22 protein-coding genes and 1 tRNA gene are annotated in these 26,184 nt (G+C 66.7%); 15 read left to right on the top strand and 8 right to left on the bottom strand.

The genetic code is table 11. From position 1 onward, the window contains the following. Nucleotides 1–90: 90 nt before the first annotated feature. Nucleotides 91–1,332: an acyl-CoA dehydrogenase family protein gene (locus H556_RS0112955; protein WP_162140914.1), complete on the bottom strand. Its 1,242-nt coding sequence runs from the start codon at nt 1,330–1,332 to the stop codon at nt 91–93. 131 nt (nt 1,333–1,463) lie between these two features. Here H556_RS0112955 and H556_RS0112950 point away from each other — a divergent pair, with 131 nt between their 5' ends. The 4 genes from H556_RS0112950 to H556_RS0112935 all read left to right on the top strand — a co-directional run bounded on the left by H556_RS0112950 (nt 1,464) and on the right by H556_RS0112935 (nt 6,532). Continuing rightward, nucleotides 1,464–1,916: a MarR family winged helix-turn-helix transcriptional regulator gene (locus H556_RS0112950; RefSeq protein ID WP_024354841.1), complete on the top strand. Its 453-nt coding sequence runs from the start codon at nt 1,464–1,466 to the stop codon at nt 1,914–1,916. 112 nt (nt 1,917–2,028) lie between these two features. After that, on the top strand, nt 2,029–3,108 hold the full coding sequence (locus H556_RS0112945; RefSeq protein WP_024354840.1) for a CaiB/BaiF CoA transferase family protein: 1,080 nt from the start codon (nt 2,029–2,031) through the stop codon (nt 3,106–3,108). 22 nt (nt 3,109–3,130) lie between these two features. Further along, nucleotides 3,131–4,333 (top strand): acetyl-CoA C-acetyltransferase, encoded by a 1,203-nt coding sequence (locus tag H556_RS0112940; RefSeq protein ID WP_024354839.1) that lies wholly within the window; start codon nt 3,131–3,133, stop codon nt 4,331–4,333. Nucleotides 4,334–4,360: 27 nt separating this feature from the next. Next, entirely contained in the window at nt 4,361–6,532 is a 2,172-nt protein-coding gene (locus tag H556_RS0112935) for a 3-hydroxyacyl-CoA dehydrogenase NAD-binding domain-containing protein (RefSeq protein ID WP_024354838.1), read from the top strand. Nucleotides 6,533–6,678: 146 nt separating this feature from the next. On the opposite strand, the gene H556_RS0112930 is transcribed toward H556_RS0112935, so the two are convergent. Next, nucleotides 6,679–8,226, bottom strand: coding sequence for a class I adenylate-forming enzyme family protein (locus tag H556_RS0112930; RefSeq protein WP_024354837.1), 1,548 nt, complete (start codon nt 8,224–8,226; stop codon nt 6,679–6,681). Nucleotides 8,227–8,383: 157 nt separating this feature from the next. Here H556_RS0112930 and H556_RS0112925 point away from each other — a divergent pair, with 157 nt between their 5' ends. The 3 genes from H556_RS0112925 to leuD are packed head-to-tail and all read left to right on the top strand — an operon-like array spanning nt 8,384 to nt 11,170. After that, nucleotides 8,384–9,142 carry an enoyl-CoA hydratase-related protein gene (locus H556_RS0112925; RefSeq protein WP_024354836.1) on the top strand — a complete coding sequence of 253 codons (759 nt, stop codon included), beginning with the start codon at nt 8,384–8,386 and terminating at the stop codon, nt 9,140–9,142. 10 nt (nt 9,143–9,152) lie between these two features. Next, on the top strand, nt 9,153–10,559 hold the full coding sequence (leuC, locus tag H556_RS0112920; protein ID WP_024354835.1) for a 3-isopropylmalate dehydratase large subunit: 1,407 nt from the start codon (nt 9,153–9,155) through the stop codon (nt 10,557–10,559). Then, nucleotides 10,559–11,170, top strand: coding sequence for a 3-isopropylmalate dehydratase small subunit (gene leuD, locus H556_RS0112915; protein ID WP_024354834.1), 612 nt, complete (start codon nt 10,559–10,561; stop codon nt 11,168–11,170). Before leuC ends, leuD begins: the two co-directional genes overlap by 1 nt. Before the next feature lie 27 nt (nt 11,171–11,197). Here leuD and H556_RS0112910 read toward each other — a convergent pair whose 3' ends face one another. Continuing rightward, a complete protein-coding gene (locus H556_RS0112910) occupies nt 11,198–12,355 on the bottom strand; it encodes a CaiB/BaiF CoA transferase family protein (protein ID WP_245559485.1) in 1,158 nt (385 codons plus the stop codon). Nucleotides 12,356–12,514: 159 nt separating this feature from the next. On the opposite strand from H556_RS0112910, the gene H556_RS0112905 reads away from it, so the two are divergent. The 4 genes from H556_RS0112905 to H556_RS0112890 are packed head-to-tail and all read left to right on the top strand — an operon-like array spanning nt 12,515 to nt 17,117. Continuing rightward, entirely contained in the window at nt 12,515–13,132 is a 618-nt protein-coding gene (locus H556_RS0112905; RefSeq protein ID WP_024354832.1) for an FMN-dependent NADH-azoreductase, read from the top strand. A 35-nt stretch (nt 13,133–13,167) separates the two neighbouring features. Beyond that, on the top strand, nt 13,168–14,790 hold the full coding sequence (locus H556_RS0112900; RefSeq protein ID WP_024354831.1) for a long-chain-fatty-acid--CoA ligase: 1,623 nt from the start codon (nt 13,168–13,170) through the stop codon (nt 14,788–14,790). An 8-nt stretch (nt 14,791–14,798) separates the two neighbouring features. After that, nucleotides 14,799–16,331, top strand: coding sequence for an acyl-CoA synthetase (locus tag H556_RS0112895; RefSeq protein ID WP_024354830.1), 1,533 nt, complete (start codon nt 14,799–14,801; stop codon nt 16,329–16,331). 48 nt (nt 16,332–16,379) lie between these two features. Continuing rightward, nucleotides 16,380–17,117 (top strand): glutathione S-transferase N-terminal domain-containing protein, encoded by a 738-nt coding sequence (locus H556_RS0112890; protein ID WP_024354829.1) that lies wholly within the window; start codon nt 16,380–16,382, stop codon nt 17,115–17,117. A 65-nt stretch (nt 17,118–17,182) separates the two neighbouring features. Here H556_RS0112890 and H556_RS0112885 read toward each other — a convergent pair whose 3' ends face one another. The 4 genes from H556_RS0112885 to H556_RS0112870 all read right to left on the bottom strand — a co-directional run bounded on the left by H556_RS0112885 (nt 17,183) and on the right by H556_RS0112870 (nt 22,406). Further along, complete coding sequence (locus H556_RS0112885; RefSeq protein ID WP_024354828.1) at nt 17,183–18,538, bottom strand: spinster family MFS transporter; 1,356 nt, start codon at nt 18,536–18,538, stop codon at nt 17,183–17,185. Between the two features lie 43 nt (nt 18,539–18,581). After that, entirely contained in the window at nt 18,582–19,007 is a 426-nt protein-coding gene (locus H556_RS0112880; RefSeq protein ID WP_024354827.1) for a nuclear transport factor 2 family protein, read from the bottom strand. Between the two features lie 16 nt (nt 19,008–19,023). Further along, complete coding sequence (locus H556_RS0112875; RefSeq protein WP_024354826.1) at nt 19,024–20,172, bottom strand: acyl-CoA dehydrogenase family protein; 1,149 nt, start codon at nt 20,170–20,172, stop codon at nt 19,024–19,026. Nucleotides 20,173–20,237: 65 nt separating this feature from the next. After that, entirely contained in the window at nt 20,238–22,406 is a 2,169-nt protein-coding gene (locus H556_RS0112870; protein ID WP_024354825.1) for a TonB-dependent receptor, read from the bottom strand. Nucleotides 22,407–23,285: 879 nt separating this feature from the next. Between H556_RS0112870 and H556_RS0112865 the strand changes: the two genes are divergently transcribed. Both H556_RS0112865 and H556_RS0112860 read left to right on the top strand, forming a co-directional pair. After that, nucleotides 23,286–23,822 carry a recombinase family protein gene (locus tag H556_RS0112865; protein ID WP_155802487.1) on the top strand — a complete coding sequence of 179 codons (537 nt, stop codon included), beginning with the start codon at nt 23,286–23,288 and terminating at the stop codon, nt 23,820–23,822. 100 nt (nt 23,823–23,922) lie between these two features. Beyond that, nucleotides 23,923–24,900 (top strand): tyrosine-type recombinase/integrase, encoded by a 978-nt coding sequence (locus tag H556_RS0112860; protein WP_024354823.1) that lies wholly within the window; start codon nt 23,923–23,925, stop codon nt 24,898–24,900. 28 nt (nt 24,901–24,928) lie between these two features. On the opposite strand, the gene H556_RS0112855 is transcribed toward H556_RS0112860, so the two are convergent. Further along, nucleotides 24,929–25,018 (bottom strand) — tRNA-Ser (locus H556_RS0112855). Nucleotides 25,019–25,164: 146 nt separating this feature from the next. Between H556_RS0112855 and msrA the strand changes: the two genes are divergently transcribed. Next, nucleotides 25,165–25,815: a peptide-methionine (S)-S-oxide reductase MsrA gene (msrA, locus tag H556_RS0112850; protein ID WP_024354822.1), complete on the top strand. Its 651-nt coding sequence runs from the start codon at nt 25,165–25,167 to the stop codon at nt 25,813–25,815. A gap of 1 nt (nt 25,816) precedes the next feature. Then, nucleotides 25,817–26,170, top strand: coding sequence for an MmcQ/YjbR family DNA-binding protein (locus tag H556_RS0112845; protein WP_024354821.1), 354 nt, complete (start codon nt 25,817–25,819; stop codon nt 26,168–26,170). The last annotated feature ends 14 nt before the right edge of the window (nt 26,171–26,184 follow it).

Here is a 26,184-nt window from a genome sequence, read left to right as displayed (position 1 = left end):
CAGCCCCTCTCCTCCCGGGCGAGGGGCGGCGGATCTCGGCCAAAAAAAGGGGGCCGCGAACGGCCCCCGAGTGAGGGATCAGATAAACGCTCAGGTCAGGAGCGAGTTCGGCGCCAGGCCGACCATCGACCGGCCGTGCAGTTCGGTGGACACGTCCATGTCGTAGACGATGTGGCTGGCCATAACCTCGATGTCGCGCAGGATGCGCTGCATCGGATTGTCGAGCGCATAGAGGCCCGAGCCCGAGGAATCGCAGCAGGTGCGGACCGCCTCCAGACACTGACTGACGGCATAGGCGATCTGGGCGCGCAGCCGCAGGCGGTGCGGCAGTTGCTCCTCGTCGCTGAGAGTAGAGAGCGTCAGGTTCTCGTCGGCCGCCTGGCGGATCGACAGTTCGGCCGAGCGCACCATCAGGTCGGCGCGGGCCAGGCGCATCTGGGCGGCGGGCTTGTCCACCTGGGTCGACTGGCCGCCCATCTTGGTGTGCACCGTCAGCCGCTGGCGGCTCAGTTCGACCGCCGCCCGAGCGGCGCCGACCGACGGCAGGGCCGCCGTGACGCAGAGTTGCGGCAGCATCGGCGCGCTATAGAGCGGGTTGTCATGGATGCGCGAGCCGTTGCCGCGTCCGGTGCGGACCTCGGACACCACGAAGGTGTAGGCCTCAGGCACGAACAGGTCCTCGGCCACGATGTCGTTGGACCCGGTGGCGGCCATGCCGCTCATGAACCAGGTGTCGAGCACCTTCACGTCCTCGGCGCGGACCAGCACCATGCGCACGACGGGCGGCTTGCCTTCGCCCATGCTTTCCATGGCGTTCAGCATGACCCAGTCGGCGTGCATGACCACGGTGCCGAACTTCCAGCGGCCGCTGATGCGGAAACCGCCATCGACGCGCACCGCCTTGCCCGGAGGGGCGGCGACGCTGGGCGCGATGACATAGGGGGTGCGGCCCCAGACCTCGGCCTGGGTCTGCTCGGGGAACTGGGCGATCAGCCAGTTGTGCTCGGCGGCGAAGCTGGCGGTCCAGCCGGTCGAGGGGCAGGCCTCGCAGATGGCCAGGGTGGCGTCGATATAGGTCTGGGGATCGAACTCCAGCCCGCCGAATTTGCGCGGCACATACATGTAGAAATAGCCGGTGGCGCGCAGGGCGTCCCACACGGCGTCGACCGGGCGGCGCAGGCGCTCGGCCTCTTGCGAGGCGGCGGCTATCATGGGTTTCAGCGCCGTGACCCGCGCGACCAGTTCGGTCGGGCTCATCGCAGCGACGGCCTCGGGGGCCAGAAAATCATTGCCGGCTGGAATGCGCCGGTCCGCGAGCTTGTCGCTCGTCATGTTCATACTCCTCCCTTTCTGGGACGGGCAGGTTCGCGTCGGACCGATCTAAATGTCAAGTAAGTTGACTAAAAATCGACATGACGATGTTTTGGGCTTCCCCGACGGTCGGCGGACGGCGAGACTGAGGCATGAATCGTTCCTTGCTCATGCTCGACCTTGTGCGGACCCTCTACTGGTTCGACGAGCAGCTCCAGGCCCGCCTCGACGCGCGGGGTTGGAGTCGGCTGGGCCGGTCCCAGTCGCTGATCCTGGTCAATGTCGCCAACGGCGAGACGCGCGCCGCGCGCATGGCCGAAAACCTGGGCGTGTCGCGCCAGGCGATGAGCCAGTTCCTGACCGAAATGGTCGACCGCAAGCTGCTGGAGCTGGCGCCTGACCCGCACGACAAGCGGGCGCGCATCGTCCGCTTCGCGCCGGAATCCCAAGCCATTCGCGACGACGCCCAAAAGGTGCTGCGCGAACTGGAGAGCGAGCTGGAAAACGCCGTGGGAAGTGAGAATTTGGAGGCCTTGCGCCAGGGTCTGCGTAATTTTCTGGGCGGCTTGGAGCCCTCTATCGAGCCGCGATCGAAAATCCCTTAAGTCAAATTTCTTGACAAGATTGGTCGCCCGTCCGATCACCGCATGAAGCTCCGAACAGGGGATCAGCGGGAGGAATGGTCATGGCGGATCACATCGGCGGGGCGTCGCCCCGATGAGCGCGGCGGCCCAAACCGGCGGCGGCCATTCCAGTGGGGCCTTGGCCGGCGTGAAGATCATCGAGATGGACGGCATCGGCCCTGGCCCGTTCGCCGGCATGATGCTGGCCGACCACGGCGCCGAGGTCATCCGCATCGCTCGTCCCGGCGTCCGCATTGATCCGTCGGACGTGCTGGCGCGCTCGCGCCGCAGGGTCGAACTGGACCTGAAATCGGACGCCGGCAGGGCGGCCGCCCGCGCTTTGATCCGAGAGGCCGACGGCCTGATCGAGGGCTATCGCCCCGGCGTCATGGAGCGGCTGGGCCTGGGGCCGGAGCTGCTTCTGGCCGACAATCCGCGCCTGGTTTACGGCCGCATGACGGGCTGGGGCCAGGAAGGGCCGCTGGCCAAGGCGGCCGGCCACGACATCAACTACATCGCCATCACCGGCGCGCTGAATGCCTTTGGCCGGGCGGGCGAAAAGCCGACCCCGCCGATCAATATGGTCGGCGACTTCGGCGGCGGCGGCATGATGCTGGCCTTCGGCATGTTGGCGGGGATTCTGTCGGCGCGCACGACGGGGCAGGGGCAGGTGATCGACTGCGCCATGACGGACGGCGCCTCCCTGCTGATGGGCATGATCTGGGGCTTTCGCGGCCAGGGCATCTGGTCCGACGCGCGGGGCGCAAACTATCTGGACACAGGCGCGCCCTATTACGACACCTATGAGACGGCTGATGGCCTGTTCATCGCTATCGGTTCGATCGAGCCGCCCTTCTACGCCCGGCTGCTGGAGGCGACCGGCCTGTCGGACGATCCCCTGTTCCTGGATCAGAACGGCCCGGACGGCATCGAGGAACGCCGCGCCCGCCTGACCGACATCTTCCGCCGCAAGACCCGCGAGGAGTGGCGCGTCCTGATGGAGGGCAGCGACGCCTGCTTCGCCCCCGTCCTGTCCTTCACCGAGGCGCCCGAGCATCCGCACAACAAGGTCCGCGAGGCCTTCATCACCCTGAACGGCGTGGTGCAGCCGGCCCCGGCCCCCCGCTTCTCCCTGACCCCTGCGCCGCAACCGCGCGCGCCCGGCGACGCCTGATCCCTGCACGAGGAACCGACCTGTGAGACAAGCCTATATCTACGACGCCGTGCGCACGCCGCGCGGCCGGGGTAACGCCAAGGGCAGCCTGCACGAAGTGACCGCCATCTCCCTGGCGACCCAGGTGCTTCAGGCCCTGCGCGACCGCAATGCGCTCGACACCAGCCTGATCGACGACGTGATCCTGGGCTGCGTGGCGCCGATCGGAGAGCAGGGCGCCAACATCGCTCGCGTCGCCGCCCTCAACGCCGGCCTGGCCCAGACGGTGGCGGGCGTGCAGATGAACCGCTTCTGCGCCTCGGGCCTGGAAGCCGTGAATACGGCGGCGGCCAAGGTCGTCTTCGGCGAGGCCGACGCGGCCATCGGCGGCGGCGTCGAGAGCATGAGCCGGGTCAAGATGGGCTCGGACGGCGGCGCCTGGTCGGCGGACCCGGACGTGGCCTTCACCACCGGCTTTGCGCCCCAGGGCGTCGGCGCCGACGCCATCGCCACCCTGGCCGGCTTCAGCCGCACCGACGTCGACGCCTTCGCCGCCGAGAGCCAGAAGCGCGCCGCCGCCGCCTGGGCCGCCGACCGCTTCAAGACCTCGATCGTCCCGGTCAAGCACGCGGGCGTGACGGTGCTGGACCACGACGAATTCATCCGCCCGGAAACCACGGTCGAGACGTTGAGCGCCCTGAAGCCCTCGTTCGCGGGTCTGGGCGCGGCGGGCTTCGACTCGGTGATGCGTCAGCGCTATCCCGAGATCGAGGCGATCGATCACGTCCACCATGCGGGCAACTCCTCCGGCATCGTCGACGGCGCCTCCGGCGTCCTGATCGGCACCAGGGAGATGGGCGAGAAGATGGGGCTGAAGCCCCGCGCCCGCATCGTCGGTTCGGCCTCGATCGGTTCGGAGCCGACCATCATGCTGACCGGCCCGGTCGCCGTGACGCAGAAGGCCCTGGCCCGCGCGGGCATGAGCATCGGCGATATCGACCTGTTCGAACTGAACGAGGCCTTCGCCTCGGTGGTCATGTACTTCATGCAGCAGCTGAAGGTGTCGCACGATCGGATGAACGTGAACGGCGGCGCCATCGCCATGGGCCACCCGCTGGGCGCCACCGGCGGCATGATCCTCGGCGCCCTGCTGGACGAGCTGGAGCGCACCGACAAGGCGACCGGCCTCGCCACCCTCTGCGTCGGCGCCGGAATGGGCACCGCCACCATCATCGAGCGCGTCTGATCGCGATCTGACAGTCAGGACAACGACATGAACAACTTCACCGTTTCGGTGGACGCCGACGGCGTCGCCACCTTCCTGTTCGACGTGCCGGGGCGCACGATGAACACCTTCACCGACAGCGCCGTGGCCGACATCGACGCCATCATCGCCAAGATTCGCGACGATGCTTCAATCAAGGGCGCCATCCTGGCCTCGGGCAAGGCGAACGGCTTCTGCGCCGGCGCCGACCTGGGCGAACTGGGCGAGACCGCCGGCGGTCAGGCCGAGGGCCCGGCGCGCGAAGCCGCGCTGCCCGCCACCTCGCGCATGAGCCGGGCGCTTCGCGCGCTGGAGACGGTCGGCAAGCCGGTCGCGGCGGCCATCGAGGGCATCGCGCTCGGCGGCGGCTTCGAGTTCACGCTGGCGGCGCACTACCGCGTCGCCTCGACCAAGGCCAAGGTCGGCCTGCCGGAAGTGACCATCGGCCTGCTGCCCGGCGCCGGGGGCACTCAGCGCGTGCCGCGCCTGGCGGGCGTGCCCGCCGCCCTGGATCTGATGCTGACCGGCGCCCCGGTCGACGCGGAGAAGGCAAAGGTCATCGGCATCGTCGACGAGGTGGTCGAGCCGGGTCAGGCCCTGGCCGCCGCCAAGGCCTGGATCATGAACGGCGGCGAGGGTGTCCAGCCCTGGGACCGCAAGGGCTATGCCATGCCGGACGGCCCCTACTCGGACGCCGGTTCGGCGGGCTTCATCCTGACGCCGGCCAAGATCATGGCCAAGAGCTACGGCAACTATCCGGCCCAGAAGAACATCGCCCGCTGCGTCTATGAAGGCTTCAACCTGCCGATGGATTCCGCCCTGCGGGTCGAGGCGCGGCTGTTCCTGGACACCCAGCAGTCGCCACAGGCGCGGGCCATGATCCGCTCGCTGTTTCTGTCGAAACGGGCCCTGGCCAAGGGCGGCGCCCGTCCCAAGGACGTGCCGACCTACACCATCAAGAAGGCCGCCGTTCTCGGCGCCGGCATGATGGGCGCGGGCATCGCCTATGCTCAGGCGCGGGTCGGCATCGACACCGTCCTGATCGACGTGGCCCAGGCCGGCGCCGACAAGGGCAAGGGCTATTCCGAAACCCTGGTCGCCAAGGCCGTGGCCAAGGACGCGATGAGCCAGGCCGCCGCCGACGAACTGGTCGGCCGCATCACCGCCACCACCGACTATGACGCCATCAAGGGCGCCGACCTGGTGGTCGAGGCCGTGTTCGAGGACCGCGCCCTCAAGGCCGACGTCACCAAGCGCGCCGAGGCCCAGATCGGGCCGGACGCCGTGTTCGCCTCGAACACCTCGACTCTGCCGATCACCGGCCTGTCGGAAGCCGCCGAGCGCCCGGCCAACTTCATCGGCATCCACTTCTTCTCGCCGGTCGACCGGATGGAGCTGGTCGAGATCATCGTCGGCAAGGCCACCTCGCAGGAGACTCTGGCCAAGGCGCTGGACTACTGCAAGCAACTGAAGAAGGTGCCGATCGTCGTCAACGACAGTCGTGGCTTCTTCACCAGCCGCGTGTTCGACACCTACATCCGCGAAGGTCTGGAGATGCTGATCGAGGGCATCGCCCCCGCCATCATCGACAACGTCGGCCGCATGACCGGCATGCCGCGCGGCCCGCTGGAGCTGCTGGACGACGTGGCCATTGATCTGGTGGACCGCGTGGCGGGCCAGCGTCGCATCGACCTGAACCTGCCGGCGCCCGTGGCGGGCGACACCGACAAATTCCTGATCGACATGGTCGGGCAGGAGCGCTGGGGCCGTAAGAACGGCAAGGGCGTCTATGACTATCCGCAAGGCGAGCCCAAGCGCCTGTGGGCCGGTCTGGCCGAGATGTATCCGGTCAAGATCAGCCAGTCTTCGCCGGAACTGGTCGAGCATCTGAAGCAGCGTCTGCTGTATCGCCAGGCCGTCGAGGCCGCGCGCTGCATGGACGAAAACGTCGTCACCGCCGCCCGCGACGCCGATGTCGGCGCCATCTTGGGCTGGGGTTTCGCACCCTGGACGGGCGGCCCGATCAGCCTGATCGACAGCGTCGGCGTGGCTGAGTTCACTGCCGCTTGCGAGGCTCTGGCCGCGCAGTACGGCGAGCGGTTCGCGCCGCCGGCCCTGCTGAAGACCATGGCCGAGATGGGGGAGCGTTTCTATCCGGCGCCCAAGCCGCTGGCGGCCTGATCGCCTTGGCGGATACGTGAACAGGAGAGGCGGGGCGCAAGCGTCCCGCCTTTTTCATGCCGGATGAACGATCTCTGGATTTCAGAATAAAGAAAAAAGGCGGACAACCCCTCGTCCGCCTCTTCCCCTCTTCGCTGACGCTGATTTCAGGCCAGGTTCAGATCCCTCAGCACCGCTTCGCGCACCGGGTTTTTCTGGATCTTGCCGGCGGCGCTGCGGGGAAGGCGGGTTTCGCTGAAGCTGACGCTCTTGGGCGTCTTGTAGCCGGCGATGCGCTGGCGGCAGAAGGCGGACAACTCCTCGAAGCTGGGCTGGGAGGCGCCGACCTTGCACACCACCACGGCGTGGACCCGCTCGCCCCAGACCGGATCGGGGATGCCGATGACGGCGCTTTCCTCGACCGCCGGGTGCCAGGACAGGGCGTTCTCGACCTCGATCGAATAGACGTTCTCGGCCCCGGACACGATCATGTCCTTCAGCCGGTCGGTGATGTAGATGTAGCCGTCCTCGTCCATCCACCCCGCGTCGCGGGTGTGCAGCCAGCCGTCGCGCATGACCTCGGCGGTTTCCTCGGGGCGGTTCCAATAGCCCTGCATGACGTTGTCGCCACGGCCGACGATCTCGCCGATTTGGCCGCGCGGGACCTCGTTTCCGGCTTCGTCAACGATGCGGATTTCAAAGCCCGGCGCCACCTTGCCGCAGGAGCGCAGGCGCGGGTGGTCGTCGGCGCACTGGTGGTCCTGGGGCGTCAGCACGGTGACAGAGGCCATTTCGGTCTGGCCGAAGCCCTGGATGAAGCCGACGTGCGGAAACTTCTCGCGCGCCAGGGCCAGGGTGGCGGCGGGCAGGGACGAGCCGCCGTAGCCCAGCATCTTCAGTTGCGACAAATCCAGTTGATCCAGCCGATCATACTTGGCCATGCGGTCGATGACGGCGGGCACGGTGAAGCAGTGCGTCACGCCGTGCTCGGCGATGGCCTCCAGCATGGTCTCGGCGTTGTAGCTGCGGCGAAAGACGTGGGTCGCCCCGGTCATGGTGGCGAACAGGATGCCGATGTCCGCCAGATGGAACATGGGCGCGGCGTGGAAATTGACCCCCGTCTCGTCGAACGGGATGGTCATCAGCAGGTTCGAGGCGATGGCGTGCAGATTGCCGTGGCTGAGCATCACCCCCTTGGGCAGGCCGGTGGTGCCGCCGGTGTAGAAAATGCCCGCCAGGTCGCCGTCGGCGGCCAGGTGCTCCTCGGCCGGTTCGCAAGTCTGGATCAGGCCTTCATGCGTCAGGTGCGGGGACGCGCCCGGCGTCCCGTCCAGGGCGATCAGGCGCTGCACCGCGCCCTCGGCCAGAAGCTGTTCGGCGACGGCGGCGAACTCCTCGCCGAAGCACAGGGTCTCGACCCCGGCGTCCCTCAACTGGAAGGCCAGTTCGGGCGTGGCCAGGCGGGTGTTCAGCGGCGTCAGTACGCCGCCGGCCCACAGCACGCCGAAATAGGTTTCGAAATAGAGGTCGCAGTTGTGGGCCAGGATGGCGACCCGGTCGCGGGTCTTCAGCCCGGCCTGTTCGTGCAGGCCGCCAGCCAGGCGGGCGACGCGATCGCCGACCTCGCGCCAGGTGCGGCGACGCTCGCCGTCGATGGTGGCGGTGCGGCCCGCGGCCGTGACGACGGCGCGGACGAGGCCCTGGGTGACTCGCATCGAAAGGGGTGCTCCGGTCGCCCCGAGAGGCGGAAAGAATGTCAAATCTATTGACATCTAATCCCGCCCCGCACCATGTCTGTCAACTCATGTTCAGGCGTTTTTCCGTCATCCGTCCGCTGGTTGCGCGGATGGGGCGGCGCTGGCGAGGTGTGCGATGATCGGTTTTGAATGCAGGGGCGCGGGAGCGGTGATCCGGCTGGACCAGCCCCAGCGGATGAATTCCCTGAACGAGCCGATGATCGAGGCTCTGGACGCCGCTGTGGACGCCGCCGTCGCCTCCGGCGCGCGCGCCTTGATGATCACCGGAACGGGACGGGCCTTCTGCGCCGGCGGAACCTTGTCTGAGCCTTTGCCCGAGGACGCCGGGGCGATTCTGGAGAGCCACATCAACCCCCTGTTGCTCAAGTTGGCGGACCTGCCGATCCCCATCGTCGCGGCGGTGAACGGGCCGGCGATCGGGGCGGGGGCGTCGATCGCCCTGGCCGCCGACATGATCGTCATGTCGCGCTCGGCCTTCCTGGCCTATGCCTTCGCGCAGGTGGGGCTGGCCCCCGACGGCGGGGCCAGCTGGCTGTTGCCGCGCACCCTGGGCTGGCACCGGGCGATGAGCCTGATGATGACGGGCGAGCGCATCACGGCGGATCAGGCCGTTGACTGGGGTCTGGCCTGGAAGGCGGTTGAGCCTGAGGCGCTGGAGGGCGAGGCCGAGGCCCTGCTGGAACGGCTGGCGGCTGGACCGACCCTGGCCTACGCTGCCCTCCGCCGCACCGCGCGCGCGGCGCTGGACCTCGATTTCGCCCGGGCCCTCGACGTCGAGCGGCAGGCGCAGGGCCAGGCGGGCCGCACCGCCGATTTCCGCGAAGGCGCCGCCGCCTTCATCGCCCGACATCCGGCCCAGTTCACCGGCCGCTGAGGAGATCGCGATGACTCAGCCCCGCACCCTGCTGGACAAGATATACGACCGGCACCAGGTCGCCGACCTCGGCGGCGGCGACATGCTGATGTATGTCGACTTCCATCTGGTCCACGAAGTCACCAGCCCCCAGGCCTTCGAGGGCCTGCGTCAGCGCGGCATTGGCGTTCATGCGCCATACCAAACCCTGACCATGGCCGACCACAATGTTCCGACCCTGAACCGGGCTGCCGGAATCCTCGATCCCGAAAGCCGGGCGCAGATCGAGCAGTTGCAGACCAACGCCGCCGAGTTCGGCCTGCCGTGGATTCCGTTGGATAGCATCGACCAGGGCATCGTCCACGTCGTCGGGCCGGAACAGGGGCTGACTCTGCCGGGCATGACCATCGTCTGCGGCGACAGCCACACCGCCACCCACGGAGCCTTCGGCGCCCTGGCCTTCGGCATCGGCACCTCCGAGGTCGAACATGTTCTGGCGACCCAGACCCTGGTGCAGAAGCGCGCCAGATCGATGCTGATCGAGGTGGAGGGGGCGCTCGGTTTCGGGGTCACGTCCAAGGATCTGGTTCTGGCGATCATCGGCCGGATCGGCGCCAATGGGGCGACCGGCTTCATCATCGAATACGCCGGTCAGGCCATCCGCGACCTGGACATGGCGGGGCGGATGACCGTCTGCAACATGTCGATCGAGGCGGGCGCCCGCGCCGGCCTGATCGCCCCGGACGAGACGACCTTCGCCTGGCTGAAAGGCCGCCCCCATGCGCCGCGAGGCGCGGCCTTCGAGGCGGCGGTCGCCGACTGGCGTACCCTGGCCAGCGATCCGGGCGCGACCTACGACCAGGTGGTGCGCATCGACGCCGCCGCCGTCGAGCCGATGGTCACATGGGGCAGCAGTCCCGAGGCGGTGACGACCATTGGCGGCCGGACCCCCGACCTGAGCGCCCTGAGCGACGTCGGGCGGCGCGCCCAGGTCGAACAGATGCTGGCCTATATGGGGCTGTCGCCGGATCAGCCTCTGGACGGTCTGTCCATCGACACCGTCTTCATCGGCAGCTGCACCAACGGCCGGCTTGAGGATCTGCGCGCCGCCGCCGCCGTCGCGCGCGGCCGTCATGTCGCCGAGGGCGTGCGCGCCCTGGTCGTGCCGGGCTCCGGTCACGTCAAGGCGGCGGCCGAGGCCGAGGGGCTGGATCGGGTATTCATCGATGCAGGTTTCGAGTGGCGCGAACCGGGTTGCTCCATGTGCCTGGGCATGAACCCCGACAGGCTGTCGCCGGGCGAGCGTTGCGCCTCGACCTCCAACCGCAATTTCGAGGGCCGTCAAGGACCGGGCGGCCGCACCCATCTGGTGTCGCCGTCGATGGCCGCCGCTGCGGCTGTGGCGGGACGGCTGGTCGATGTCCGGAGCCTTGTCTGATGCAGCCTTTCGTCACCCTGGACGCCGTCGCGGCGGCCCTGTCCATCGCCAATATCGACACCGATAAACTGGTCCCAGGCCGTTTTCTGAAGGGCGTGACGCGGGCCGGGCTGGGGCGCATCCTGCTGCATCCCTTGCGGTTCGACGCGGATGATCGGCCGCGTTCGGACTTCGTTCTGAATCAGTCGCCGTGGGACCGGGCGGGGGTGCTGATCGCGCTGGATAATTTCGGCTGCGGCTCCAGCCGCGAGCACGCGCCCTGGGCCTTGGCGGATTTCGGCATCCGCTGCGTCATCGCCCCCAGCTTCGCCGACATCTTCCGCAACAACTGCATGAAGAACGGCGTTCTGTCGCTGATCCTGCCGGAGGCCGACTGCCTGGCGCTGATGGACCTGGCGCGCCATCCGGCGACGGCGCTTTTCAGCATCAGCCTGCCGGATCAGACGGTGACGGCGGGCGGGCGAGTCTGGTCGTTCGACATCGGCGCGGCCGACAAGGTCAAGCTGCTGGAAGGCAAGGACGAGATTGATGTCGCCCTGGCGCGGATGGCTGAGATCGAGCGCTTTGAGGCGCGCATCGGCTATGCGGCGCCGCATCTGGGCGCTGTCTAGAACTATCCGTCGGACCGGCGCTGCGTGTCAGACGCCGAGCCAGCGTTGCAGGACGTCTGCCGTGTCTTGACCGACCTCCAGCGGGGCGGGGCGGCGCACGGAGCCCGGCGTGGCCGACAGCTTGGGGAAGACGCCCTGCATCGGCACCTTGCCCAGGACGGGGTCATCGACCTCGATGATGGCTTCGCGAGCCGCGAAATGCGGATCGGCCATCATGTCCTCGGCGTCGAAGACGCGGCCGGCCGGAACGGCGTGTTCGATCATCAGGTCTTCCAGGGCCTGCACCGTCAGGGTCGCGGTCCATTCGCCGATCAGCGCGTCCAACTCGCTCTGATGCTCGCCGCGCGCCAGATGGGTGGCGTAGCGGGCGTCGATCGCCAGTTCAGGGCGGCCCATGGCGTCGCACAGGCGGGCGAAGACCGCGTCCTGATTGGCGCCGATCAGATATTCGCCGTCGGCGCAGGGATAGACGTTCGACGGCGCGATCTTGGGCAGGAGCGAACCGGTGCGCGTGCGTTTGTGCCCGTTGACGGCGTATTCAGGGATCATGCTCTCCATGACCTGCAGCACGCTTTCATACAGGGAGCTGTCGACCACCTGACCCTGGCCGGTGCGCTCGCGGTGCTGCAGCGCCGCCAGGGCGCCCATGCAGCCGTAGGTGGCGGCCAGAGTGTCGCCGATCGACACCCCCATGCGCGACGGGGCGCGATCCGGTTCGCCGACGATGCCGCGCCAGCCGCCCATGGCCTCGCCGATGCCGCCGAAGCCGGCGCGCGAGGAATAGGGACCAGACTGGCCATAGCCGGAGACCCGCACCACGATCAGACGCGGGTTGGCCTCCATCAGATCGGCCGGGGCCAGGCCCCATTTCTCCAGCGTGCCGGGACGGAAGTTCTCGATCAGGATATCGGCCTGGGCGATCAGGTCGCGCGCCGTCTGCTGGCCCTCGGCCGCACGCAGGTCGACCGCGACGGAGTATTTGTTGCGAGCGATGACGCGCCACCAGGTCGGCGTCTTCCCCTGGCCCCAGTGCCGCATCGGGTCGCCGACGCCCGGCGCTTCTAGCTTGATCACCTCGGCGCCCATGTCGCCCAGCAACTGGCCGCAGAAGGGACCGGCGATCAGTTGGCCCATCTCGACGACCTTCAGCCCGTGCAGAGGGCCGTTCACCGGTTGGCTGGTCACGAGGGCATTCTCCATAACGTCAATTAATCTTACAATCACTGGCGAGGTGACGGTCGAAAGTCAACGGCGGCTTCAGGGCTTGTGATTGCCAAATAAATTGACAAAACTCTTGGCCAGATGAGCGAGAGATCGGCTGCAGCCGACGCATCGGGAGACATCATGCTGCTTCATATCGTGGCCAGCCCGAAGGGGGAAAGGTCGGCGTCGCGGTCGCTGGCGGATCGCTTCATCGCGACCTGGCGGGAACAGAACCCGGATGAAGAGATCGACACCCTGGCCCTGTTCGAAGAGGACCTGCCGCGCTTCGAGGCCGAGCACGCCTTTCGCAAATTCGCGCCCATCTTCGGTGAGGCGGTCTCGCCCGAGGCCGACGACGCCTGGCGCATCGTCACCGACGCCGTGGCCCGGCTGGATCGCGCCGACCGCATCCTGCTGTCCTGCCCCATGTGGAATTACAGCATCCCCTGGGCGCTGAAGCTCTACCTCGACATCATCGTCCAGCCGCGCGTGACCTTCGGCTACAAGGCCGACGAGATGCGTCATGTCGGGCTGCTGCGAAACCGGCCCATGCAGATGATCCTGACGCGGTCGTCGACGATGGCGGGCGACTATGTCGATTTCCAGCTGCCCTATCTGAAGCACATCTTCGAGACCATCGGCATCCGTGACATCCGCGCCCTGGTCGTTCCCGCGACGACCCGGCCGGGGGCGGAGGCGCGCGAAGCCTACGTCCGCAGCTTCGACGCCCAGACGGACGCGGCGGCCCGCATCTTCTGAGCACCGCCATCGCGCAGCCTTGGGGAGGGAGCCGCATGATCGAGACGATCCAGATCGAGACGATCTCAAGCGAGCAGGGGCGCGCGCCGCCCCATTTCGACACCCTGGACCAGATGCTGACGCATCACGCGGCGGCGCGTCCCGACCGCATCGCCCTGAGCTTCGAGGGGCGGGACCAGACCTTTGCCGAACTGGAGCACCGCGCCGGCGCTGTGGCGGCGGGCCTGTTCGCCTGGGGGCTGAAGGCCGGCGACCGCATCGCCTGGCTGGGCCGCAACAGCGATCGCTTCTACGAGATTTTGCTGGGCGCGGCGCGGCTGGGCGTGGTCATGACGCCGATCGGCTGGCGGCTCAGCGCTGACGAGGTCGGCTTCATCCTGAACCACGCAGGAGTGCAGGCGGTCTTCGTCGGGCCGGAGGAGGCGGCGCTGCTGGACGCGGCCCTGGCCTCGGCGCCCGACGTTCGCCATGTCGTCGCCGTCGAAGGCGGTGCGCCGGGCCGCGTGACCTATGATCTGTGGCGCGACGGGGCGGGCGACCTGACCGGTGGGGAAGCGGTCGATGAGGCGGCGGCGGTGCTTCAGGTCTATACCTCAGGCACGACCGGGCGGCCCAAAGGCGTGCTGGTCAGCCATCGCAACATCCTGGCCCAGCGCCGGATCAACGCCGAGGCGGGCGCGGCCTGGGAAATCTTCACCCCCGACGATGTCAACCTGGCGGCCATGCCGGTGGGCCACGTCGGCGGGGCGGTCGGGCCGCTGAACGCCATGGTCTGGGGCGCGCGCAACGCCATCCTGAAAGAGTTCGATCCCGCCGCCCTGCTGCGCGACATCGAGCAGCAGCAGGCGACGATCTTGTTCGTCGTGCCCGCCGCCCTGCAGATCCTGCTGAACGATCCGCGCGTGCACGAGGTCGATTTCTCGCGCGTGCGCCAGATCATCTACGGCGCCTCGCCCATCCCCGCGCCGCTGTTGCGCGAGGCCGTACGCGTCATCGGCTGCGACTTCATGCAGGTTTATGGGCTGACCGAGACGACGGGCGCCGTGGTCGGCCTGACGCCGGCGGACCACGCCGATCCTGACCATCCGCGCCTGGCCTCCACTGGGCGGGCCTTTCCTGGCGTCGAACTGGCCATCCTGTCGCCGGAGGGCGAGCGTCTGGCGCCGGGCGAGACGGGCGAGATCGCCATTCGCGCGGCGGGGATCATGCTGGGCTATTGGCGCGCCGAGGACGAAACGCGGGCGACGCTGGACGCCGACGGCTGGTTCCGCAGCGGCGACGCGGGCTGCCTGGACGCCGAGGGCTATCTCTATATTCGCGACCGCATCAAGGACATGATCGTGACCGGTGGCGAGAATGTCTATGCCGCTGAGGTCGAGCGCGCCTTGCTCGAGCATCCGGCCGTGGCCGAGGCCGCCGTGATCGGCGTGCCCGACGACCGCTGGGGCGAGGCGGTCAAGGCGCTGGTGGTGCTGCGCCCCGGCCAGACGAGCAGCGAAGAGGCCCTGCGCGACGCCTGCCGCCAAAGCCTCGCCGGCTTCAAGGTCCCGCGCTCGGTCGAGGTCGTCGCGACCCTGCCGCGCAACGTCACGGGCAAGGTCCTGAAACACATCCTGCGCCAGCCCTACTGGGTCGGGCGCGCGCGCAACGTCAACTGAGCAGTTCCATGCATCCCAGCCACTTCGCCGCCGTCACCCCCGACAAGCCCGCCCTGATCATGACCCGGACAGGGACGGTCACGACCTTCCGCGAACTGGAACAGGCCTCCAACCGGGCGGCCCATCTGCTGCGGTCCCTCGGCCTGAAGCCTGGCGACGCCGTCGCCGTGTGCCTGAACAATACGCCGGACTATTTCACCCTGGCCTGGGCGGCGCAGCGGTCGGGGCTGTACTTCGTCGCCCTGTCGTCGCGGCTGACGCTGGCCGAGGTCGACTACATTGCCCGAGACTGCGGGGCCAAGGTGCTGATCGCCGGCGCGGATTTGCCCCACACGGCGGCGCTGCCTGCGGGTCTGTCGGACCTGATGTTGTTCTCGCTGGGCGGCGCCGTGCCCGGTTATCGCGTCTGGGAGGACGCGGTCGCGGATCACCCCGCGACCCGCATCGCCGATGAAGTGGCGGGCGGCGAGATGCTTTATTCCTCCGGCACCACGGGGCGGCCCAAGGGCATCCGGCCGGAACTGCCCGTGGATGGCGACATCGCCGCCATGCCGATGACGACCGTGGTGGCCAAGACCCGCTTTGGCGTGGACGAGGCCAGCGTCTATTTGTGCCCGGCCCCGCTGTATCACGCCGCGCCCCTGCGCTGGTCGATGGCGGTGCAGCATCTGGGCGGCACGGTGGTGCTGATGGACAAGTTCGACGCCGAACTAGCCCTGGCCGCGATTGACCGTCACGGCGTCACCCACAGCCAATGGGTGCCGACCCACTTCATCCGCATCCTGAAACTGCCGGACGCGGTGCGCGCCAGATACGACGTCTCGACGCTGAAGCTGGCCATTCACGCCTCGGCGCCGTGCCCCGTGCCGGTCAAGCACGCGATGATCGACTGGTGGGGGCCGATCCTGGTCGAATATTACGCCGGGACCGAGGGCAATGGCATGACCATCATCAACTCGCACGAGTGGCTGCAGAAGCCGGGCTCGGTGGGCAAGGCCAATTTCTGCGTAGTCCATATCTGCGACGATGAGGGCAATGAGCTGCCGCCGGGCGAGGTCGGGAACATCTATTTCCAGGGCGACCACCCGTTCGAATACCACAACGACCCGGACAAGACGGCGACCGCCTATGACGCGCGCGGCTGGACGACTCTGGGCGATGTCGGGCGGCTGGACGAGGACGGCTATCTGTTCCTGACCGACCGCAAGAGCTTCATGATCATTTCGGGCGGGGTGAACATCTATCCGCAAGAGATCGAGAACCTGCTGATCCAGCACCCTCAGGTGGCCGACGCCGCCGTGATCGGCGCGCCTTGCCCCGAGATGGGCGAGCGGGTGGTGGCGGTGATCCAGCCGGCCGACTGGGCCGACGCCACGCCGGCCTTCGCTGAGGAACTGTCCGCCTGGGCCCGGCAGTCGCTGTCAGGGATCAAGCTGCCGCGCCAGTTCGACTTCATGCGCGAACTGCCCCGCCACGACACGGGCAAGCTCTACAAGCGGCTGATCCGCGACGAATACTGGAAGGACGCGAAGATCGCCTGACGATCCGCCCTTACGCACTCACACACCCCAATCTCACGGAGGCCGGCTTTGATCGACCTGCACGGATGCGACACGCCCAACGGGCACAAGGTGGCGATCATGCTCGCCGAGACGGGGCTTCAGCACCGCGTCATCAAATACAACCTTTTCGAAGGGCGGCACCTGACGCCGGAGTTCGGCGCCATCAACCCCAACCGTCGCCTGCCGGCCCTTGTGGATCACATGCCGATCGGAGGCGGAGAGCCGCTGGCCCTGTTCGAGTCGGGCGCCATCCTGCTGTATCTCGCCGAGAAGGCCGGGCGGTTTCTGCCTGACGCGCCGCGTCTGCGGCATACGGCGGTCACCTGGTTGATGTGGCAGATGGCCAGCCTGGGGCCGCAGCATGGCCAGGCGCACCACTTCCTGCGCTATTGCCCCGAGCCGGACGCCTATCCGGTCCAGCGTTACACGCGCGAGGCGCGACGCCTGTTCGACGTGCTGGAGACGCGGCTGTCGCAGGCGGACTATCTGGCCGAGGAATATTCGATCGCCGACATGGCCTGCTGGCCCTGGGTGCGCGCCAGTCGCGCCATCGATATGGACATAGCCGAATGGCCGATGCTCAAGGCGTGGTTCGACCGCGTCGGCGCGCGTGAGGCCGTGAAGACGGCCGGCGCCGTCGCCGCTGATCATCCGGCCGCCGCGCGTCAAATGACGCTGACGGCCGAGCAGTGGTCGGTGTTGTTCGGAGACAAGATGCTGTCGGCGGTGCGCGAGGGCGCCCCGAAGGGCTCAGCTGCCGGTTGATGTTCAAATGAAAACCCCCGCCGGTCGGACCGGCGGGGGTTTTGCTGTCGGTATGGATCGTCTGATCAGACAGCGTCGGCCGCGATGGCTTCGTTGCGGTCATTGTCCTGCACGGCGACGATGATCGCCTTACGGGTGATCAGCAACAGGACGACGCCGATGGTCAGCGACACGGCGGTCACCAGGGCCAGGGCCTTGCCCAGGCTGGTCGGGCCATCGAACAGGTGCTCGCTGACGAAGCCGGTGAGCAGCGGGCCCAGACCCATGCCGGCCATGTTGGCCACAAGCAGATAGATAGCGGTCATTCGCCCGCGCATGGTGGCGGGCGTCAGGATCTGCAGCGTGCCGGCCTGCAGCCCGCCGATGGTCGAGACCGTGGCCATGCCCGCGGCCGCCAGGATCAGGGCGACGGTCGTATCGCTGACCAGATAGGCGCCGATCATCAGGGGGAACTGGATGATGGCCGAGGCCACGACCACACGCACCGGGGCGTCCGGATGACCGCGCTTGGCCGAGCGGTCGGAGAGCAGGCCGCCGACCGCCAGGCCGATGGTGCCGAACAGGCCGATGATGACGCCGAAGGCCAGGCCGAGTTGGGCCGGGCTCATGCCATGGGCGCGGGCGAAATGGACGGGCGCCCACAGCATGGCGCCATAGGCGGCGATGACGATGATGGAGTAGCCGATGACCACCGCGCCGAAAGCGGCCTTGTGCCTCATCGCCAGGGCCCACAGGGCGCTCAGCGGCGGAGCCTTGGCGGCGCCCTGACGGCGCGGCGCCTCCCGCACGGTCAGCAGCATGACGACGGCGAGGGGAACGCCCAGCAGGCCCACGGCGACGAAGGCCAGGCGCCAGCCTGTCAGTTCGCCCCAGGGCATGGGGATGACCGTGGCCATCGCCCAGGCGACCAGCACGCCCCCGAACAGCATGGCCGCGCCTCCGCCCAGCGAGACCCCCATGTTGTAGAGGCTGACGGCGAAGCCCAGCTTTCGCTTCTCGAAGCGGTCGGCGATGGTGGAATAGGCGGCGGGAGACAGGGTGGCTTCGCCGATGCCGACCATGGCGCGGGCGGCCAGAAGGCTGAGAAAGCCGCCGGCGAAGCCGCTGACGGCGGTGGCCGCGCTCCAGCCCAGGACGCCGCCGACCATCAGGTTCCGACGGTTGCCGTTGTCGGCGATCGAGCCGAACGGCACGCCCATGATCGAATACAGCAGCACGAAGCCGAAGCCGACCAGCAGGCCGACCTGGGTGTCGCCCAGGCCCAGTTCGCTGCGGATCGGGTCGATCATCAGGCTGATCAGCACCCGGTCCATGAAGGACAGCATATAGGCGACCATCAGCACGAGGACGACGTAGATGGCGTAACGCGGACGCGCGGGCACGGCGGGCGACGCGGCGGAAGGGGGCGGGACGGTGGTCATCCGCGAACTCCTGGATACTGGGGCGGGAAGGGGGGCGGGCGCATCAGGCGGCGGCCGCGTCGGCCTGGGCGCGCCAGGCGATAAGCGGGGCTGAGTCGAAATACTCCTCCAGCTGGATGATGCGGTCGTCTTGAATCTGGCAGACCAGAACGGCGGGCAGGACGAGAACCGGTCCCGCCTTGTGCGTGGCGTGCAGCACGTGCTGCTGCACGTAACCGCCTGGGCGGTTCGGGCCGTCGGGCAGGATGCGGATGCGGCGGTCCTCATAACGACGCTCTGAAGTCTTGGCGGCGAAGGCGGCGAGGACGGCCAGATTGGCCTCGCGGTTCACAGCGACGCCTGCGGTGTTCAGCCAGACTTCGGCTTCGGAATGATAGCAGGCCTTCACCGCCTCGATATCGCCGGCCTGGATGGCCGCGATGAAACGATCGGCCAGGGCGAGGATGCGGTCATCGTCGGGTGCGGTCATCGGGGGCGGCTCCGGGTCAGACGATGGGGTTGTTGATGGGCAGGCCGAAATGGCGTCGGCCGACCTGTTCGCGGGCGATGTCCCAGTCCCAGAAGGCGTGGGACGTGACGGTCGCGAGATCTCTCCAGAAGCGCTGGATCGGCTGGTCGTGGTGATAGTTGGACGAGCCGGCGGCGGCCATCATCGCCTGTATGACCTCGCGGCCGGTGCGCGCCAGATAGGCGGCCGATCCCTTGAGGGCGATCCGATCCTCGGTCGTGAATCCGGTCTGCACCAGGGCCTCGGTGCGGTCGATGTGGGCGCGGCCCAGAACATCGACGGCGCGCGTTGCGATCTGCATCTCGCCCATGACGATGTGGGCGTGCTGCTGATCCTTGACCACGTCGCCCGAGAAGTTGCGCACGCGCCGGTCGACGATGGCTTCAAAGGCGCTCAGAGCGCCTTTCAGCCCGCCGGTCAGCACCGGAATGATCGTCGTGTAGGACATGGGCACCAGGGGGATGGCGTATAGCGGATTGTCGTAAAGCGCCGTGCCCTCCGTCGCCCCCTTGCGCAGGGCGACGCCGTCGATGGAGCGGTGGTCGGGCACGAAGACGTTTTCGGCGACGATGTCGTTGGAGCCCGTTCCGGCCATGCCCGTGAAGCGCCAGGTGTCCACGACGGCGACGTCCGCGACCGGCATGACGAAGCTGCGCGGCGTCTTCTCGTGCGTCATCCCAGAGACCATGACCCAGTCGGCGTGCATCACGCCCGAGCCCCAGGGCGCGCGGCCTGAGATGATCCAACCGCCCTTGACGGGTTCGGCCTTCATGGTCGGAGCGGTGGCGGCCGGCAGCAGGACGAAGCCGCGCGGACCGAACAACTCATCCTGCGCCTGGGGCGTCAGCTTGGCGGCGTAAAGGTTGTGGCCGATGTAGAAGGAGGCGATCCAGGCGGTTGAGATGCAGCCCTGCGCCAGGACGTCGACGACTTCATAGACCGTCTTCAGATCGGATTCGGCGCCGCCCCAACGCTTGGGGACCAGCATCTGCACGATGCCTGCATCGATTAGGTCGCGAATGGTGTCGTCGTGCGGACGGCGCAGGACCTCGGTCTCGGCCGCGCGGGCCTTGAGCGTGGGCAGCAGATCGTGCGCCCGTCCGATCAGTTCGGAGGAGGAAGTCATGGCGGCTCGAAGGACGAAGTTGAGGTCGAAGGGGCCGACGCCTTGGCGACGTCGGCCCCCGATGATCAGAACGTCAGGCTGAGATCGACGCCGATCTCGCGCGGCGGCTGATAGACTCGCGAGGCCAGCAGGTTGCCGACGCCGAAGGTGTTGTTGATCACCAGTTCGTCCGTCAGGTTCTTGCCCCACAGGCTGACGCGCCAGCGGCCGTCCGGCAGCTCCAGCGACAGGCTGCCGTCCACCACGGTGTTCGACTGACGCATGGTCAGGTCAGTGGTGGCGTTCAGGGTGCTGAAGCTGGTGTACATGTCGGTCATGTGCCGCACGCTGGCCTGAGCCGTGACCCGGCCGAAGTCAAAGTCGTCCTTGTAGTTGAAGGTGACGCTGTTGCTCCATTTGGGAGCGTAGGGCATCGGCAGATAGGTGCGGTCGATGACGCCCAGACCGTCGCCCAGATCGGCCATGAACTCATCATAGCTGGCGTCCAGATAGCCGACGCTGGCCGAGATGGTGAAGACGTCGGTCAGCAGCGCCGTGGCCTCGGCCTCGAAGCCCGAGATGGTGGCCGCGCCCACGTTGGAGACCAGCGTCTGGTTGATCAGCGTGCCGGGGATCAACTGCTGCACGCTTTGCTGCATGTCCTGATAGTCGCTGGTGAAGACGGCGGCGTTCAGGCGCAGACGGCGGTCGAACAGGTCGCTCTTCACGCCGACTTCGTAGGAGTCGACCGTTTCGGAGTCATAGGGACCGACGGCCAGGAAGGACCCGGCGCGACCGTTGAATCCCCCGGCGCGAAAGCCGCGCGAGTACTGGGCGTAGGTCATCAGGGTGTCCGACCACTTGTAGCTGACCCCAACCTTGGGCGAGAAATCGTCGAAGCTGGCCTCGAACGTCTCCGCGTTCGGATAGAACAGCGGCTGGGTGGTGAAGGTCTTCTCTTCCTTGCTGTAGCGGCCGCCGGCCGTCACGGTCAGGCCGGGCAGAACCTCATAGTCGGCCTGGCCGAACACGGCCCAGGAATCGGCCTTCTGCTGGGTGTAGATGGTCGATCCGGCGGTCGGCGAACCGAACACCGTGCCGAACTGACCCGTGCCGATGTCGTATTCCTGGGTCATGTAATAGGCGCCGACCACATAGGTCAGGGGACCGTCGGTGTTGGACGCGAGGCGCAGTTCCTGGCTGAACTGGTCGTGCGTCTCGTCACGGTGCACGGTCATGAACGGCGTAGGCGTGCCGTCGAAGTCGCTCAGCACCTCGGTGTCGGTCTTGCGGTAGCCGGTGATGGAGGTCAGCTTGACCGGGCCGAGATCCCAATTGGCGTTCAGAGTGACGCCTAGGGCCTCCAGGTCTGAGAAGATGTCGTCGCCGACGTGGCTGAGGAAGGGATCGCCGTCCGTATCGGCCGGCTCGCCGAACCCCGGCAGGACCATGGACGGCAGACTGGCGTTCTCGAACGCCGTGCCGGTGCCCTTGTCCTTGGTGTAGTCGACAATCAGGGTGGCGTCGAAGCTCGCCGTCGGGGTCCACAACAGGGCGCCGCGCATAGAGGTGACGTCCTGGGCGCCCATGTCGCGGCCGTCGTAATTCTTGATGTAGCCGTCGTAGGTCTTGGTCAGGAACGAGAATTTCCCGGCCAATTGATCCTCGACCAGGGCGCCTTCCACGCCGGCGCGCAGTTCCTGGCGGCCGTTGGAGCCGAACGTCGCCTGGGCGCGGGCGCCGAAGTCGAAGGAGGGGCGTCGCGACTGGACGCTGACCACGCCGCCGATTGTGTTGCGGCCGTACAGGGTTCCCTGCGGCCCGCGCAGTATGGTTACGCCGCCGATGTCGAAGAAGTCCTGCACCGCGCCGACGTTGCGCGACAGATAGACGCCATCCAACTCCACGCCGACCGACGGTTCGAAGCTGGATTCGACGTCGGCGTAGCCGAGGCCGCGGATGTAGAAGGCGCTGGCGAAGGGATAGGCGCCGACCGGGGCCAGGACCACGTTGGGCACCTTGCCGTCCAGGTTCAGCAGGCTCTCGACCTTGCCGTCCTCAAGCGATTCCATGCTGAAGGCGCTGACCGCCAGGGGCACGTCCTGCAGCCGCTGTTCCCGGCGCTGAGCCGTGACGACGATGTCGGCGACGGCGGCGGCCTGGGGTGCGGAGGCCGGGGCCTCCTGCGCCATGACGGGCGAGGCGCCGACGATGGCCAGGGCCGCGCCGCACTTGAGCCAGTGTGAGAATTTCATCCTATCCCTCCGTTGTTCTCGTTCTGAATGCGAGATGAGGGGATTGGCGCAGTAGTTGGATATTTTGTCAAACTATCTGACAAAAAATAGAAACCAATTTGACGTTTTGGCGACAGACTGCATTGCACCGCCTCGCCCTCGGCCGGTTCGTTTGGTCGATAATCAACCGGTCCAGTATGCGCGTTAGTTGCCTTTCTGTGAGGGTGAGACTTGGAAACCCCGGGGCGCTTCTGGGAATGGCCCTTAGGCGCAAAACGTGGACAAAGGCGGCGGACGAATAGCCGGGCCTGACTCTACGCGGTCATTGGCGACGTCCGCTAAGGCGTCGATCATCCGCGCACGCATAGGTTTGACTCAGAGGTGGGCAGGAGCTCTGTGCTGAGGTGGAAAACGCCGCGCGCCGCGCACCGCCATCCCGGTGCCCCATCTGGCGGCCGATGTGAGGCGACTTGGTACGTCCAAAGCGGACGCGCTTCTCTTAATCCAACGCCTACTAGGTTGCGACTTACCGCTATTTTTCTATGGTGAATCGGAACCGCGACTGGCTTTTATCGGATCGATTCCTTTGAGCAACATCCATATTCAGCGTGTCGTTCAGAATATTCGGTCCAGACAACCGTGTATACTCCCGTGATCGAACTTGTGGTCAACGCCATTCAGTGCCATCGCTGAGGCCGGTGTCGAGAAAGGCGAGATTCGCGTTCATGTTCTCCGTGCCGGGCAACTCGATTTCGTCGACAAATTGAGGGCAGTGGATGGGTTTTCCGTATCCGACAACGGCGTGGGCTTCAGCGCTAAGAACCGAGACGCATTCGACACCCTCTATACCGCCAACAAAGCGGACCAAAGCGGTAAGGTGTCCTTTACAGTCGCGGCGCCCTGTTTCATTTGTTCAAGAACCGCATCTATCTCGGAGAAATCGTCCATGGCGATCTCTCCATGCCGGGGCGACATCCGGCCATTGTTGATGCGGACCTGTTCGATCGGGTCCAGCGGCAATTAAAGGCCAATACCGTGCAGTACGCCGAGCGGCCGATGCGTGCTGCCGAGCTGCCGCTGAAAGGCCTGCTGCACGATGGCGAAGGTCACAGGATGAGCCCGTCATTCGGCTATGGGCGAGGCGGTAAAGTCTATCGATATTATGTCTCGGCCCCGCTGCAACAGGGCCGGAAATGCTCGACAGGTGCTGGCGTGCTGCGGCGGGTTCGCGCGGAAGCCATCCATGAGGTGATCGAAGGGGCTCTGGTCGGGCGACTGGGACACGATGATGCTGTCCCCCTGGCCGCGATGTTGGGGTCGGTCAAACGGATCGATCTGCTGATGGATGAAGTCAGGATCATCCTGATGGCGGATCGACTGCCTCTCGCACTGCGCAAGAGTCTTGAACTGGTGCACACGATGCCGAGACGAAGCTAAGGCCCTCGGCTACCCCTACCTGAACGTCTTCAAAGATCGGCATGGAAAGCTACGGTACCGGTATCGGCAGACTGGCCGAGCAACCGTTTACCTGCATGGCGTGTTTGGCTCTCCAGAATTTCGCGCGGCATACGATGCCGCCCGCGCGGGCCATACCACCACGATCATTGCTGGCTCCGGCCGCACGGTTCCAGGCACCATCAACGCCTTGGCGATAGCAATCTACGGGTCGGCGGAATGGAAGCAGCTAAGAAAGCCTACTCAAACAACATATCGCGGCATCATTGAGCGGTTGCGGACGGAGTATGGCGGGCAGCCTGTGCGGGGTCTGCAGACGCAGCACATCCTCAAAATGCGCGACCGCAAGGCTGGCTTTCCAACGGCGGCCAATAAGCTGGTCAAGATCATGCGTTGGATGCTGGCCTTTGCCGTCGCCCGGCAATGGCGGGTGGACAATCCAGCCACCGGCATCAGCCCGCTAAAGATCCCTTCTGGCGGTTTCCCCGTGTGGAATGAGGCGGACATCGCGAAATTTGAGGAGCATTGGCCCGTGGGCTCCCGCGAGCGCTTGGCATTTGATCTTCTGCTCTACACCGCCCAGCGGTCAGGCGACGTGCGTCAGATGGGCCGCCAGCACGTCCAAGGCCGCGCCATTCTTGTGCAGCAGGAGAAAACTGAGGCCTGTTTAGAGATTCCGATCCATCCACGCCTCAAGGCGTCGCTCGACACCGTTCCAGCAGGTCAGATGCTCTTTCTGGTCACACAGTCGCAGGTCGGCTTTACGGCAGGCGGTTTCGGCAACTGGTTCAGAGGGGCGTGCAGGCAAGCCGGGATACCGGATCGATCCGCGCATGGCTTGCGGAAGTCGGCCGCGACGCGCCTGGCCGACGCGGGCTGCACGGAAGCGCAGATCAAGGCCGTGACGGGCCATCAGACCTCGAAGGAGGTCGAGCGCTATACGAAGGCACGGGATCAGCGGCTGTTGGCGCAGGACGCCTTCGCCATGATCGGCGGGACGCAACGCGAACAAACTTTGGCTAACCCGGCAGGGAAGTTAGCCAAATCGAACGGTAACTGACTGAAAATAAAGGAAATTGCGATGGTGGTGGCGGACAGAGAGGGATTCGAACCCTCGATAGAGTTGCCCCTATACACGCGTTCCAGGCGTGCGCCTTCAACCACTCGGCCACCTGTCCATTCCACCTGAAGCCCGGATGCGTCCGGGGCGGAACCGTCGGGAGCGGACCGACGGGAGGGGCTGATTAGAGCATGATCTCCCCATGGGCAAGCGCTCTTGAAGCCTCCATATAGGCGCAGACGATGTTTTCGCGGAGTTCTCGCCATGTTGTTGAAGAAGAATGCTGAACTGCCCACGCCTGAGACCGCTTTGCCGGGCCGGGCCGAGGCGCTGACGACGGATGAGACTCACTTCGTTCTCGGCCAGGCGCTGAAGGGGCCGCACCCCGCGGGGATGCAGACGGCCGTGTTCGGCATGGGCTGTTTCTGGGGCGTGGAGCGGGTGTTCTGGCAGTTACCGGGCGTATGGGTCACGTCGGCGGGCTATGCGGGCGGCATCACGCCTAATCCGACCTATGAAGAGGTCTGTTCGGGCCGCACCGGCCATACGGAGGTGGTGCAGGTGGTCTTTGATCCGACCAAGATCACCTACGGCGATCTGCTGAAGGCCTTCTGGGAGAACCATGACCCGACGCAGGGCATGCGTCAGGGCAACGATCTGGGCACCCAGTATCGCTCGGCCATCTATACGCTGAATGATGAGCAGCAGGCGGAGGCGGAAGCTTCGCGTGACGCCTATCAGGCGGCGCTCAGCGCGGCGGGGCGCGGCGCCATCACGACCGAGATCGAACCGGCAGGGCCGTATTATTTCGCCGAGGATTATCATCAGGGTTATCTGGCCAAGAATCCGGCGGGCTATTGCGGCATCGGCGGGACGGGCGTGGTTTGTCCCATCGGCCTAGGCGTCGGGGCCTAGGATGGACCGCGCGGGCGTCGGCAAGGTCTGCCTGGCGATGCCGGGGGCGACGATGGATCATCCGTTCGGGCCGGGTCATGACGCCTATAAGGTCGGCGGCAAGATGTTCGCCCTGATCGGGGCCGAAGGCGGGCTGTCGTTCAAGGTCTCGGACATCGCCTATGAGGTGTTGACCGAGGAGGGGCGGGCGGCGCCGGCGCCCTATCTGGCGCGGGCGAAATGGGTGCATCTGGCCGATCCGGGCGACTGGCCGGACGACGAGCTTGCCGACCATCTGAAATCGGCCCACGCCCTGATCGCCGCCAGGCTGACGAAGAAGGCCCGGGCAGAGTTGGGTCTTCTCCTCCCCATGTGATGGGGAGGAGAGGC

Origin of the sequence: Brevundimonas naejangsanensis DSM 23858, assembly GCF_000421705.1 — a bacterium.
In the GTDB taxonomy this organism is placed as follows: Bacteria; Pseudomonadota; Alphaproteobacteria; order Caulobacterales; family Caulobacteraceae; genus Brevundimonas; species Brevundimonas naejangsanensis.
Note: the sequence above shows the minus strand (reverse complement) of the source record. Positions and strands in the feature narration are given on the sequence as shown.

What these genes read in the sequence shown, in the direction of transcription:
- H556_RS0112955 (WP_162140914.1), bottom strand. Translation starts at nt 1,332, where the DNA reads ATGACGAGCGACAAGCTCGCGGACCGGCGCATTCCAGCCGGCAATGAT.
- H556_RS0112950 (WP_024354841.1), top strand. Translation starts at nt 1,464, where the DNA reads ATGAATCGTTCCTTGCTCATGCTCGACCTTGTGCGGACCCTCTACTGG.
- H556_RS0112945 (WP_024354840.1), top strand. Translation starts at nt 2,029, where the DNA reads ATGAGCGCGGCGGCCCAAACCGGCGGCGGCCATTCCAGTGGGGCCTTG.
- H556_RS0112935 (WP_024354838.1), top strand. Translation starts at nt 4,361, where the DNA reads ATGAACAACTTCACCGTTTCGGTGGACGCCGACGGCGTCGCCACCTTC.
- H556_RS0112930 (WP_024354837.1), bottom strand. Translation starts at nt 8,226, where the DNA reads ATGCGAGTCACCCAGGGCCTCGTCCGCGCCGTCGTCACGGCCGCGGGC.
- H556_RS0112925 (WP_024354836.1), top strand. Translation starts at nt 8,384, where the DNA reads ATGATCGGTTTTGAATGCAGGGGCGCGGGAGCGGTGATCCGGCTGGAC.
- leuC (WP_024354835.1), top strand. Translation starts at nt 9,153, where the DNA reads ATGACTCAGCCCCGCACCCTGCTGGACAAGATATACGACCGGCACCAG.
- leuD (WP_024354834.1), top strand. Translation starts at nt 10,559, where the DNA reads ATGCAGCCTTTCGTCACCCTGGACGCCGTCGCGGCGGCCCTGTCCATC.
- H556_RS0112905 (WP_024354832.1), top strand. Translation starts at nt 12,515, where the DNA reads ATGCTGCTTCATATCGTGGCCAGCCCGAAGGGGGAAAGGTCGGCGTCG.
- H556_RS0112900 (WP_024354831.1), top strand. Translation starts at nt 13,168, where the DNA reads ATGATCGAGACGATCCAGATCGAGACGATCTCAAGCGAGCAGGGGCGC.
- H556_RS0112895 (WP_024354830.1), top strand. Translation starts at nt 14,799, where the DNA reads ATGCATCCCAGCCACTTCGCCGCCGTCACCCCCGACAAGCCCGCCCTG.
- H556_RS0112885 (WP_024354828.1), bottom strand. Translation starts at nt 18,538, where the DNA reads ATGACCACCGTCCCGCCCCCTTCCGCCGCGTCGCCCGCCGTGCCCGCG.
- H556_RS0112880 (WP_024354827.1), bottom strand. Translation starts at nt 19,007, where the DNA reads ATGACCGCACCCGACGATGACCGCATCCTCGCCCTGGCCGATCGTTTC.
- H556_RS0112875 (WP_024354826.1), bottom strand. Translation starts at nt 20,172, where the DNA reads ATGACTTCCTCCTCCGAACTGATCGGACGGGCGCACGATCTGCTGCCC.
- H556_RS0112870 (WP_024354825.1), bottom strand. Translation starts at nt 22,406, where the DNA reads ATGAAATTCTCACACTGGCTCAAGTGCGGCGCGGCCCTGGCCATCGTC.
- msrA (WP_024354822.1), top strand. Translation starts at nt 25,165, where the DNA reads ATGTTGTTGAAGAAGAATGCTGAACTGCCCACGCCTGAGACCGCTTTG.
- H556_RS0112845 (WP_024354821.1), top strand. Translation starts at nt 25,817, where the DNA reads ATGGACCGCGCGGGCGTCGGCAAGGTCTGCCTGGCGATGCCGGGGGCG.